Below are 12,282 nucleotides of genomic sequence, written 5' to 3' on the forward strand. Positions count from 1 at the left end.
CACAGATTGATTAGGTTTAGAAAAGCAAAGAGATGAAGAACTCCCAAGTTCTTCGAAGTTTGTTTCTACTTTTTAAAGTAGAGATGAATTGCAGTGTCCCGTTCGTCTAGAGGCCTAGGACACCGCCCTTTCACGGCGGTAACAGGGGTTCGACTCCCCTACGGGATACCATTGGGTCGTTAGCTCAGTTGGTAGAGCAGTTGACTTTTAATCAATTGGTCGCAGGTTCGAATCCTGCACGACCCACCATTTCCTCCCAAGGAAATAAAAATATGGGGCTATAGCTCAGCTGGGAGAGCGCCTGCCTTGCACGCAGGAGGTCTGCGGTTCGATCCCGCATAGCTCCACCATTCCTTCCATAAGGAATTAAAACTTTTATGGGCGATTAGCTCAGTTGGGAGAGCACCTGCCTTACAAGCAGGGGGTCACTGGTTCGAGCCCGGTATCGCCCACCATCTTTAAGCATTCTCGTAAGAGAGTATTTAAAAATGGGTTTAAAAGTTTAACACTTAAAACTCTTGCTCTTTAACAATTTGGAAAGCTGACTGATTGATTACTTACGAGTAATTCAATCAAATTTAAAAGTTCTCAATGTTTATCTTTCATTAGATAAACACAACAAACACATTCAAGTGTCTTGTATTCGAATCAAACTTAGTTTGATTCACAATTGAGTCCGGCAAACAGTTATCAAGAATTAACCCTTCTTGATGACAACCAAAAACCTTGGTTAGTTGCCATACGCTTATTTGTCTTCACTTTTTAAAGTGAAAGCAAATAGAAACCCTTTCGGGTTGTATGGTTAAGTGACTAAGCGTACACGGTGGATGCCTTGGCAGTCAGAGGCGATGAAAGGCGTAATAACTTGCGATAAGCCCAGATTAGGTAGTAATAACCTTTTGAGTCTGGGATTCCTGAATGGGGAAACCCACTTACATAAGTAAGTATCCTGTTGTGAATACATAGCAACAGGAGGCAAACCGGGGGAACTGAAACATCTAAGTACCCCGAGGAAGAGAAATCAACCGAGATTCCGAAAGTAGCGGCGAGCGAAATTGGATTAGCCCTTAAGCTTTTAATGATGCAGGTGAAGAGTCTGGAAAGTCTCGCAACAAAGGGTGATAGCCCCGTAACCGACACATCATAATCAGTGAAAACGAGTAGGGCGGGACACGTGATATCCTGTCTGAATATGGGGGGACCATCCTCCAAGGCTAAATACTACTGACTGACCGATAGTGAACCAGTACCGTGAGGGAAAGGCGAAAAGAACCCCTGTGAGGGGAGTGAAATAGAACCTGAAACCGTGTACGTACAAGCAGTAGGAGCACCTTCGTGGTGTGACTGCGTACCTTTTGTATAATGGGTCAGCGACTTAATTTTAGTAGCAAGGTTAACCGTTTAGGGGAGCCGTAGGGAAACCGAGTCTTAACTGGGCGTACAGTTGCTAGGATTAGACCCGAAACCAGGTGATCTAGCCATGGGCAGGTTGAAGGTTGAGTAACATCAACTGGAGGACCGAACCGACTAATGTTGAAAAATTAGCGGATGACTTGTGGCTAGGGGTGAAAGGCCAATCAAACCTGGAGATAGCTGGTTCTCCCCGAAAGCTATTTAGGTAGCGCCTCGGACGAATACTACTGGGGGTAGAGCACTGTTAAGGCTAGGGGGTCATCCCGACTTACCAACCCTTTGCAAACTCCGAATACCAGTAAGTACTATCCGGGAGACACACGGCGGGTGCTAACGTCCGTCGTGGAGAGGGAAACAACCCAGACCGCCAGCTAAGGTCCCAAAGTATAGCTAAGTGGGAAACGATGTGGGAAGGCTCAGACAGCCAGGATGTTGGCTTAGAAGCAGCCATCATTTAAAGAAAGCGTAATAGCTCACTGGTCGAGTCGGCCTGCGCGGAAGATGTAACGGGGCTAAGCTATACACCGAAGCTGCGGCTACGTACCTTAGGGTATGTGGGGTAGGGGAGCGTTCTGTAAGCCGTTGAAGGTGGTCTGTAAGGGCTGCTGGAGGTATCAGAAGTGCGAATGCTGACATGAGTAACGATAAAGGGAGTGAAAAACTCCCTCGCCGGAAGACCAAGGGTTCCTGTCCAACGTTAATCGGGGCAGGGTAAGTCGACTCCTAAGGCGAGGCCGAAAGGCGTAGTCGATGGGAAACGGGTTAATATTCCCGTACTTCTTACAATTGCGATGGGGGGACGGAGAAGGCTAGGTGGGCCTGGCGACGGTTGTCCAGGTTCAAGTACGTAGGCGGGTGGTTTAGGTAAATCCGGACCGCTACTAACGCTGAGATACGATGTCGAGCTACTACGGTAGTGAAGTCATTGATGCCATGCTTCCAGGAAAAGCCTCTAAGCTTCAGATTGTAAGGAATCGTACCCCAAACCGACACAGGTGGTCGGGTAGAGAATACCAAGGCGCTTGAGAGAACTCGGGTGAAGGAACTAGGCAAAATGGTACCGTAACTTCGGGAGAAGGTACGCTCTTATCAGTGAAGTCCCTTGCGGATGGAGCAGACGAGAGTCGCAGATACCAGGTGGCTGCAACTGTTTATTAAAAACACAGCACTGTGCAAAATCGTAAGATGACGTATACGGTGTGACGCCTGCCCGGTGCCGGAAGGTTAATTGATGGGGTTAGACTTCGGTCGAAGCTCTTGATCGAAGCCCCGGTAAACGGCGGCCGTAACTATAACGGTCCTAAGGTAGCGAAATTCCTTGTCGGGTAAGTTCCGACCTGCACGAATGGCGTAATGATGGCCACGCTGTCTCCACCCGAGACTCAGTGAAATTGAAATCGCTGTGAAGATGCAGTGTACCCGCGGCTAGACGGAAAGACCCCGTGAACCTTTACTACAGCTTGGCACTGAACATTGAACCTACATGTGTAGGATAGGTGGGAGACTATGAAACCGCGTCGCTAGATGTGGTGGAGTCGTCCTTGAAATACCACCCTTGTAGTTTTGATGTTCTAACGTTGGTCCCTGAATCGGGATTACGGACAGTGCCTGGTGGGTAGTTTGACTGGGGCGGTCTCCTCCCAAAGAGTAACGGAGGAGCACGAAGGTGGGCTAAACACGGTTGGACATCGTGTGGTTAGTGCAATGGCATAAGCCCGCTTGACTGCGAGAATGACAATTCGAGCAGGTGCGAAAGCAGGTCATAGTGATCCGGTGGTTCTGAATGGAAGGGCCATCGCTCAACGGATAAAAGGTACTCCGGGGATAACAGGCTGATACCGCCCAAGAGTTCATATCGACGGCGGTGTTTGGCACCTCGATGTCGGCTCATCACATCCTGGGGCTGAAGTCGGTCCCAAGGGTATGGCTGTTCGCCATTTAAAGTGGTACGCGAGCTGGGTTTAGAACGTCGTGAGACAGTTCGGTCCCTATCTGCCGTGGGCGTTGGAAAATTGAAAGGGGCTGCTCCTAGTACGAGAGGACCGGAGTGGACGAACCTCTGGTGTTCGGGTTGTCATGCCAATGGCATTGCCCGGTAGCTAAGTTCGGAATCGATAACCGCTGAAAGCATCTAAGCGGGAAGCGAGCCTTGAGATGAGTTTTCCCTGGCACTATAAGTGTCCTAAAGGGTTGTCGTAGACTACGACGTTGATAGGCAGGGTGTGTAAGTGCTGCGAGGCATTGAGCTAACCTGTACTAATTGCCCGTGAGGCTTAACCATACAACACCCAAGGGGTTTTGTGGACTCAGATGTACCAGACCTTGAATGAGTTTGAAGAGAAATACTTTTAAATCAGTTTTCCGAATTTTAAAATTTGCTTGGCGACCATAGCATTGTGGACCCACCTGATTCCATGCCGAACTCAGAAGTGAAACACAATAGCGCCGATGGTAGTGTGGGGCTTCCCCATGTGAGAGTAGGACATCGCCAGGCTTTAAATTCGTTATTTGCGTAGCAAATAACAACCTCAACAGCGTACTAATCTGTTGATGACAATTTGTTGGAGGGATGGCTGAGTGGTCGAAAGCACCGGTCTTGAAAACCGGCAACCGTTAATAGCGGTTCTAGGGTTCAAATCCCTATCCCTCCACCACCATTAGAAAGCCCGCTGAGAAATCAGCGGGCTTTTTTCTTATCTGCGATATACATAAATAAAAAAGGGAAGAGTACTGACGTGCTCTTCCCTTTTTTGTGTTTAAAACAATGATGACTAGTTCGCTAAATATTTTCCTTCTGCGACTTGCCAGAACGCTCGAATTAGAGGGTTATCTAGCTGCGCTCGCTTACAACATACGCCTAATTCAAATGGTTTGATTGGCTCTATCTTTAAACGGTCTACTTTGTCACGTACAGGGCTGTTGTTGATGACGACATCAGGGGCAATACCAACCCCACAACCAAGGGCTACCATACTGACGATCGCTTCATGACCAGATACCTGAGCGTAAATATTGGGTTTTATCTTCATCTTTTTGAACCATGCGTTCGCACGTTCTCGCGCAGTCCCAGCTTCCGGAATGATAAAAGGCACTTCATTCCAGTTTGGCTTATCGGATTGCAGTTGTTGGCTAAAGCTACTCACACCAGATGGAATGATGACTGACAGTGGAATATCGCTGATGGTTTCGAATTCTAACCTTGAAGGAAGGATGTCTGGCTTTGCTGAGATAGCGATATCTGCTTCATCGTTTAAGATTTTGTCGATAGATTGAGCAGGATCGCCCGTAGAGAGTTTGAATTCGATATACGGATGAATGGCTCTGAATTCAGTAATCAGTTCTGGTAAGTGACTGTAGCTAGCCGTTACTGAACAAAATATACGTATCTCACCTTTAAGCTCTTGCTCTCCGCCCTTCAGGTGAAGGTTATATTGCTGCCATTCTCCCACGATGCTCAATGCTACAGGTAGTAGGTGTTTCCCTGCTGGAGTGAGATCTACACTGCGGTTGTCTCTGATAAGCAGCTCTTGCCCTGTTTCCTCTTCAAGCTTTTGTATCTGACGGCTCAGCGCTGAAGGACTGACGTGCATAGCAGCAGCGGTTTTGCTGAAACTCTTGCTGTCACATAAATGTATAAATAATTGTAGAGATTTTATGTTCATGTTCTGCGATCGTTTCCATGTTGCATTTATTGCAATAACTAATTGTGAATATATCACTTTCAGCAACGGAGTGTCTGTTTTAGTATGAAGTCATTCGATAGAGAGATATCGACCTTACGGACTTATTTTTAAAGGAGTGCCCTAGAATGGCTAACTATTTCAATACATTAAACCTTCGTGAACAACTAGACCAATTAGGTCGTTGCCGCTTTATGGATCGTGAAGAATTCGCGACAGAAGCTGAATACCTTGAAGGTAAGAAAATCGTAATTGTTGGTTGTGGTGCTCAAGGCCTAAACCAAGGTCTAAACATGCGTGATTCTGGTCTAGATGTATCTTACGCTCTACGCCAAGCGGCAATTGATGAAAAGCGTCAATCATTCAAAAATGCTGATGAAAACGGCTTTGTTGTGGGTAGCTACGAAACGCTAATCCCTCAAGCAGACCTAGTAATCAACCTTACTCCTGATAAGCAACACACAAACGTTGTTGAAACAGTAATGCCTCTAATGAAGCAAGGCGCTGCTCTTGGTTATTCTCACGGCTTTAACGTTGTTGAAGAAGGCATGCAATTACGTGCTGACCTTACTGTGGTAATGGTTGCACCTAAGTGTCCAGGTTCTGAAGTACGTGAAGAGTACAAGCGTGGTTTCGGCGTACCAACACTTATCGCTGTTCACCCAGAAAACGACCCTAAAGGCGAAGGCTGGGATATCGCTAAAGCTTGGGCTGCGGGTACTGGTGGTCACCGTGCAGGTTGCCTAGAGTCTTCTTTCGTAGCGGAAGTTAAATCTGACCTTATGGGTGAGCAAACTATCCTTTGTGGCATGCTACAAGCGGGTTCTATCGTATCGTACGAGAAGATGATCGCTGATGGCATCGAACCTGGCTACGCAGGCAAACTTCTACAATACGGTTGGGAAACGATTACTGAAGCACTAAAGTTCGGTGGCGTAACTCACATGATGGATCGCCTATCTAACCCAGCTAAAGTTAAAGCGTTTGAGCTTTCTGAAGAGCTTAAAGACCTAATGCGTCCGCTTTACAACAAGCACATGGATGACATCATCTCTGGTCACTTCTCTAGCACAATGATGGCTGACTGGGCGAACGATGATGTGAACCTACTAGGTTGGCGTGAAGAGACTGGTGAAACGGCATTCGAAAACTACCCAGCTTCTGACGTAGAAATCTCAGAGCAAGAGTACTTCGATAACGGTATTCTTATGGTTGCGATGGTTCGCGCTGGTGTTGAGCTAGCATTCGAAGCAATGACAGCATCAGGTATCATCGACGAGTCTGCTTACTACGAATCTCTACATGAGCTTCCACTAATCGCTAACACAGTTGCTCGTAAGCGTCTTTACGAAATGAACGTAGTAATCTCTGATACAGCTGAGTACGGTAACTACCTATTCGCTAACGTAGCGACACCGCTACTACGTGAGAAGTTCATGCCTTCAGTTGCAACTGACGTAATCGGTCGTGGTCTAGGTGAAACATCTAACCAAGTTGATAACGCTAAACTAATTGAAGTTAACGAAGCTATCCGCAACCACCCTGTAGAGTACATTGGTGAAGAGCTACGTAGCTACATGAGCGACATGAAACGTATCGCTGTAGGCGGTTAATTCGTCGCTTAGATACTGCGAATTTGTAGAAAAAGCAAAGCAGTATCAATAACTCCTTACAGGTTGGAGTTAGGAATAAGCAACACAACATCTAATGAAAAGGCTTGGTCGCCGTTGACCAAGCCTTTTTTGTTTTTCAGGTGGGGAATTGAGAGAGCTTCGCGTACCTGAAGATGATGGCTTTAAAGCTGAATCATTCCCGAAAACAGCGAATGAACGTGGTAAGGAATCTCTCTATATTATTCTCACTCGTATAAAAAAGGGCTGACGTTTTCACGCCAGCCCACTTATCTTTTCTTGCTTGAGTGCTTACTTGTCTGCAAGCTTAGCTTCTAGCTCTGCTAGCTTTTGTTCCATTTCAGTTAGCTTTTGGCGAGTGCGAAGCAGTACTTGTGTTTGAACATCAAACTCTTCACGGCTCACAACGTCTAGCTTGTTTAGTTGGCCTTGGATAACCTGGCGAACTTTTTGATCTACGTCTGAACCAAGCTCTTTCACTGGTTGAGGCATAGAATCGTGGATCTGCTTAGCAATCTGCTCTAGTTTTTTTGGATCAAACATATCAATTAAAACTCCTGAATATTTACTACTATTCTATTTAATCACACTTGAGATGTCGCCTATGGCGTATAAAAAAAGGCCACCGAGGTAGCCTTTTTATTGTTAATACGACTTAGCGATTACTTATTATCAGCTAATTCTCTGTGTGCCGCTTTTGCTTCATCGACGCGAGCTAGCTTTTCTAGGTCTTTGTCTTCAACAAATACAGGTAAAGGTTTGTGTTTTTCAGCCAAGTAGCTGTAAATCACTGGCAGTACAAATAGCGTGAAGATAGTACCAATCGCTAGACCAGCAACGATAACAATACCGATACTGAAACGCTGAGCCGCACCCGCACCCGTTGCGTACATTAGCGGGATTAGACCTGCAATCATCGCCGCAGTTGTCATCAGGATTGGACGAAGACGAACCTTCGCAGCTTCCATTACTGCTTCAATACGTGTCTTGTGGTGATGTAGCTGTTCTTCTTTTGCTACCTCACAGATCAAGATACCGTGCTTGGTAATCAGGCCGACCAAGGTGATCAAACCTACTTGCGAGTAAATGTTCATCGTTGCCGCACCCCAAGCCAGAGCGATTAGGGCACCACAGATCGCCAGTGGTACAGATACCATGATAACCAGTGGATCTTTCAGAGATTCAAATTGAATCGCCAGTACCAAGAAGATGATTGCCAGTGCTAGACCAAAGGTCGCGTAAAGTGCACTACCTTCCGTTACGTATTGGCGAGCTTCACCCATGTAATCGTGGTTGTAGCCACTTGGTAGCTTGTTCGCTGCTGTCTCTTCAAACCATGCAATCGCATCACCCATTGCCGCGCCAGGCGCTGGTACTGCCCCGATTGTTGCTGAGTTCAATTGGTTGAAGTGAGGAAGAGAACGAGGCTCTGCCACAACATCAATCGTGATCAAACTGCCTAGTGGTACAGCATTACCGTCCGCAGCACGTACGTAGTAGTTATTCATCGATTCTGGGTTCAAACGGAATTTACGTTCAACCTGAGGGATAACCTCGTAAGAACGACCATTCAAGTCGATACGGTTTACGTAGCCATCAGACATCATGGTACCTAGCGTGATACCGATATCTTGCATGGTCACGCCGTAAGCGCCCGCTTTATCCTTGTCGATGTGTACTTTCATCGTTGCTGAGTCATAGTTCAGATCGAGATCCGAGTATACGAACAGTGGGTTGGTCGCTACATCAGTCAAGATGTCAGTAGTGATTTGGAACAAGCTCTCAAAACTGTTTGGCGTTGTAATAACAAACTGAATTGGAAGACCTGAACCTGCACCTGGTAGTTCTGGCATTTGGAAGGCGGTTACTGCCATTCCAGGAACATCTTTAACAAGCTCACCTACACGGTTTGCAACTTCTGATTGACTCGTCTCACGTTCACTCCAAGGCACCATAGATGCGATACCAAACGCTTGGTTTGCATTAGGAACACCAGTGAACACTTGCGCGTAAGCGACTTCTGGCTGATCAGACAGAATCTTGTTTACGTCGTTCATGGTATTTTGCATGAAGTCTAAGTTCGCATTAGATGGTGCCGTACCCATCAGCATGATTACACCTTTATCTTCTGAAGGTGCTAATTCACTAGGGATGAACTTGAACAACATCGGCAAACTTGCAAATACGATGATAGCAAAGCCAATAAATACTGGACGATGTTGCATTACCGCGGCAAGCATACGCTCGTAACGGTTAGTCATACCATCCAAAACGCTATGAACCTTCTGCTCAAACTTGCTCGGCTCAGCGTGAGCTTTGAGCATTTTTGAACACATCATTGGCGACAGCGTTAGTGCCACGATACCTGATACAAATACAGAACCGGCTAGGGTTAATGCGAACTCTTTAAATAGTGAGCCCGTGATACCGCCCATCATTGCGATTGGAGCGTATACCGCACCTAGCGTTAGTGTCATTGCGATAACAGGGACCGCAATTTCACGAGTACCGATGATCGCAGCGCGGAAAGGGGACTCTCCGAGCTTGATATGCCTGTCGACGTTCTCAAGTACCACGATCGCATCATCGACCACCAGACCGATGGCGAGTACCATTGCCAGCAGTGTCATTAGGTTCCAAGAGAAGCCCATCGCCTGCATTACCATTGCCACACCAATCAGTGATAGTGGGATAGTAACGATAGGGATCAGTACCGCTCGGAATGAACCTAAGAACAAGGTAATTACGATCAATACAATTAATGCCGCTTCAAGAATTGTCTTGATAACTTCCTGAATTGACTCGTTAATCGCAATGGTTGAATCGTACATTACGTTCATTGAGATGTTGCTTGGAAGGTTCTTCTCTAGCTGAGGAAGAAGCTCAAGGACATCTGCAGCGATGTTGATCGGGTTCGCACTTGGTGCCGCATTAATTGCTGCAACAACCGCCTCCTGACCGTTCGCACTTGCACGATAAACGTCGTGGCTTTTCTCTAGAGAAACCTTAGCGATGTCAGACAGACGAATAATCTCACCTTCACCACTTCTAACGACTAAGTTCTCTAACTCTTCAGTGTTCGATACTTGCGTGTCGGCACTGCCGTTATAAAGAACAAATTCCCCCGTTGCTTGACCCGTAGCTGATTGGTAGTTGTTCGCATCCAATACCGCCATAACGTCAGTTGCAGTTAGGTTTACCGCCGCCATTTTTGATGGATCTAGCCACACGCGCAGTGCGTATTTCATACCACCATATAGGTCAACTTTAGAAACACCATTTACCGTGAATAGTTGCGGGTTGATTACACGCTCTAGATAGTCGGTAATTTGGCTCGACACCAACTCATCACTGGTAAAACCAATGTAGAGTACCGCCGTCGTTGAACCGGTAGACATGGTTACGGTTGGATCTTCGGCTTCTTTAGGAAGCTGAGAACGCACCGAGTTAGTCTTGGCCAGTATGTCAGACAGCGCCGCATTCGGGTCGGTGTTCAACTTCATGTTAACGGTAATAGTAGAGCTACCGAGCACAGAAGAAGAAGTCATATAATCGATGTTATCAGCTTGAGCCACAGCCTGTTCGAGGGGCTGGGTGATAAAGCCTTGGATAAGATCGGCACTTGCACCGTAGTAACTCGTGGTTACGGTTACTACGGTATTCGTCATTTCAGGGTATTCACGCACCTGCATTTTGAAGATTGCTTGTAAGCCAAGCAGCGCAATCAAAAAGCTGATGGATACCGCTAGAACTGGACGTTTAATAAAAACATCAGTAAAGCGCATTGTGCCTCCAGTTACAGCTTAGGTGTTTCAGATGGTGGAGTGATTGCATCACTTTCAACAACCTTAACTTTGGCACCGTTACTTAGACGTACTTGGCCAGAAGTTACAACCGTATCGCCGGCTTTAACGCCTTCAAGGATGTGTGCAATATCAGCTGTACGCTCACCTACTTTTACAACATGTTGAGCAACACGTTGAACGCCGTCTTCTTCAGTCAGGATGTAAACATTGTCACCATATAGAGTGAAAGTAATCGCTGTTTGAGGCAGAGTTACTTGGTTCTCTAGTTTAGGCAGAATGATGTTAGCGCGAGCGAACATGCCACTACGAAGCTTGCCATCATTGTTTGGAATATCCGCTTGAACTTGGATAAGACCACTTTGGATGCTTACTGCAGGTTCAATAGCACTGATAGAGCCTTCAAACGGTTTTTCTGGGTAAGCATCAACAAAGATGTCGATAGCCTGGCCAACATTAATGCGAGAGATATCTGTTTGAGAAACTGTGAAGCGCAGGCGCATGACACTGGTGTCTTCTAAACGAACGATATCGGTACCCGATTGTAGGTATTGACCTAGGTATACGTTACGAATACCAACCTTGCCATCAAAAGGTGCGCGAATTTCACGGCGTTCGATCGAGGCTTTCAGGCTTTCAATATCAGCAGATAGAGAGAAGTAGTTTGCTTCTGCTTCATCGTACGCTTCTTTAGAGATAGAACCTTTCTTGAATAGACCTTGGTAACGCTTGTATTTTGCTTTCGCAGCAGGCAAACGAGCTTCAGAACTCTTTAGGTTTGCTTTCTCTACGTCAGAATCAAGACGTACCAGTTGCTGACCATTCTTAACATCAGTACCTGACTCGAAAGAGATCTGGTCAATAACACCGCTGGTTTCGTTCGCTAGTGTCACGCCTTGGTTAGGTTCGATGAAGCCGATAGCTTCAATCACTGGAACCCAGTCGATCGGCTGAACTTCAGTTACCGTTACTGGAAACTCTGGTTCAGGGCGGTTGGCCATATACTCAGCAATTTTTTGTTGTTTGAACATGTTAAACCCAATAACGCTGCCGAAAAGTAGTACAGCGATGAGTAACATGAAGAAAGTCCACTTTTTCATTATGGTCAAAACTCCGATCTAGTGTTTAATTATTGCATCCCAACTGGCTTCGATTGCAGATTCTAGTTCTGCCTCATCAAGTTGGTAAAATCCTAAAGAATGCTTGCGTGCTAGAGAAACACTAGCCGCCAAGCTCAATCCACCTAATACTTCATTGTTAAGTGGTTTAAACAATCCTTGTTCTTTCCCCTCATTAAATAGCAGCTCAACTTGGGCAAACATTTTACGTTCTAGTTCCCTGAAGTTTAGGCTATTTGTGATGGGTAGAGAGTCATACTGAACCCGATTTTTTATTGCGGCTAAATTCGTTCCTGCTAAGTTCCATATGTTCAACCACATAGTACGGTAGCGTTGTTTAATTGGATCCGAATCATTAACCCCTTCTTGAACAGCATCAGCTACTCTTTGAGTCACGAGCATTCGAACATCTTCTATCAAATGCTCTTTATCATCGAAGTAGCGATAGATAGTGCCTGCAGCCACTCCCGCTTCTTTGGCTAATTTTTGCATTGAAAGGCCTTGGAAACCGACCTCTGCAATTAGCTTTTCAGCTGCAGAAAGTATTTGCTGGCGTTTATCCCGAGGTGCATGAGTTGTCATATTTCAACCACCAATGAATGAACGTTCATTCATTATAGCCTAATAACCATACACA

At 46.1% G+C, this 12,282-nt stretch carries 6 protein-coding genes, 5 tRNA genes and 2 rRNA genes; 8 read left to right on the top strand and 5 right to left on the bottom strand.

Features of this window, described 5'->3' with window-relative positions:
- The first annotated feature begins 95 nt into the window (after positions 1–95).
- The 7 genes from AC3CH3_RS00110 to AC3CH3_RS00140 all read left to right on the top strand — a co-directional run bounded on the left by AC3CH3_RS00110 (position 96) and on the right by AC3CH3_RS00140 (position 4,067).
- Positions 96–171 (top strand) — tRNA-Glu (locus tag AC3CH3_RS00110).
- Positions 172–173: 2 nt separating this feature from the next.
- Positions 174–249 (top strand) — tRNA-Lys (locus AC3CH3_RS00115).
- A gap of 25 nt (positions 250–274) precedes the next feature.
- Positions 275–350 (top strand) — tRNA-Ala (locus tag AC3CH3_RS00120).
- A gap of 29 nt (positions 351–379) precedes the next feature.
- A tRNA-Val gene (locus tag AC3CH3_RS00125) sits at positions 380–455 on the top strand.
- 345 nt (positions 456–800) lie between these two features.
- Positions 801–3,694: ribosomal RNA gene (locus AC3CH3_RS00130) — 23S ribosomal RNA — on the top strand.
- A gap of 97 nt (positions 3,695–3,791) precedes the next feature.
- Positions 3,792–3,907: ribosomal RNA gene (gene rrf, locus AC3CH3_RS00135) — 5S ribosomal RNA — on the top strand.
- 69 nt (positions 3,908–3,976) lie between these two features.
- Positions 3,977–4,067: transfer RNA gene (locus AC3CH3_RS00140), tRNA-Ser, on the top strand.
- 117 nt (positions 4,068–4,184) lie between these two features.
- On the opposite strand, the gene ilvY is transcribed toward AC3CH3_RS00140, so the two are convergent.
- Positions 4,185–5,075, bottom strand: a complete 891-nt coding sequence (gene ilvY / locus AC3CH3_RS00145; protein WP_488537455.1) for an HTH-type transcriptional activator IlvY — start codon at positions 5,073–5,075, stop codon at positions 4,185–4,187.
- Between the two features lie 146 nt (positions 5,076–5,221).
- Between ilvY and ilvC the strand changes: the two genes are divergently transcribed.
- On the top strand, positions 5,222–6,706 hold the full coding sequence (gene ilvC / locus AC3CH3_RS00150) for a ketol-acid reductoisomerase (RefSeq protein WP_017061965.1): 1,485 nt from the start codon (positions 5,222–5,224) through the stop codon (positions 6,704–6,706).
- A 309-nt stretch (positions 6,707–7,015) separates the two neighbouring features.
- On the opposite strand, the gene ubiK is transcribed toward ilvC, so the two are convergent.
- The 4 genes from ubiK to AC3CH3_RS00170 all read right to left on the bottom strand — a co-directional run bounded on the left by ubiK (position 7,016) and on the right by AC3CH3_RS00170 (position 12,227).
- Complete coding sequence (gene ubiK, locus AC3CH3_RS00155; RefSeq protein ID WP_004740921.1) at positions 7,016–7,267, bottom strand: ubiquinone biosynthesis accessory factor UbiK; 252 nt, start codon at positions 7,265–7,267, stop codon at positions 7,016–7,018.
- A gap of 119 nt (positions 7,268–7,386) precedes the next feature.
- Positions 7,387–10,509: a multidrug efflux RND transporter permease subunit gene (locus AC3CH3_RS00160; RefSeq protein WP_488537456.1), complete on the bottom strand. Its 3,123-nt coding sequence runs from the start codon at positions 10,507–10,509 to the stop codon at positions 7,387–7,389.
- Between the two features lie 11 nt (positions 10,510–10,520).
- The gene (locus AC3CH3_RS00165) at positions 10,521–11,627 is read right to left on the bottom strand and encodes an efflux RND transporter periplasmic adaptor subunit (RefSeq protein ID WP_019820916.1); all 1,107 of its coding nucleotides are present in this window, start codon (positions 11,625–11,627) and stop codon (positions 10,521–10,523) included.
- Between the two features lie 18 nt (positions 11,628–11,645).
- Positions 11,646–12,227, bottom strand: coding sequence for a TetR/AcrR family transcriptional regulator (locus tag AC3CH3_RS00170; RefSeq protein ID WP_017629442.1), 582 nt, complete (start codon positions 12,225–12,227; stop codon positions 11,646–11,648).
- Positions 12,228–12,282: the final 55 nt, after the last annotated feature.

The organism is Vibrio sp. QJM3NY_35, assembly GCF_057785915.1.

Coding starts and splice junctions, on each gene's coding strand:
- ilvY (WP_488537455.1), bottom strand. CDS start 5,075: ATGAACATAAAATCTCTACAATTATTTATACATTTATGTGACAGCAAG.
- ilvC (WP_017061965.1), top strand. CDS start 5,222: ATGGCTAACTATTTCAATACATTAAACCTTCGTGAACAACTAGACCAA.
- ubiK (WP_004740921.1), bottom strand. CDS start 7,267: ATGTTTGATCCAAAAAAACTAGAGCAGATTGCTAAGCAGATCCACGAT.
- AC3CH3_RS00160 (WP_488537456.1), bottom strand. CDS start 10,509: ATGCGCTTTACTGATGTTTTTATTAAACGTCCAGTTCTAGCGGTATCC.
- AC3CH3_RS00165 (WP_019820916.1), bottom strand. CDS start 11,627: ATGAAAAAGTGGACTTTCTTCATGTTACTCATCGCTGTACTACTTTTC.
- AC3CH3_RS00170 (WP_017629442.1), bottom strand. CDS start 12,227: ATGACAACTCATGCACCTCGGGATAAACGCCAGCAAATACTTTCTGCA.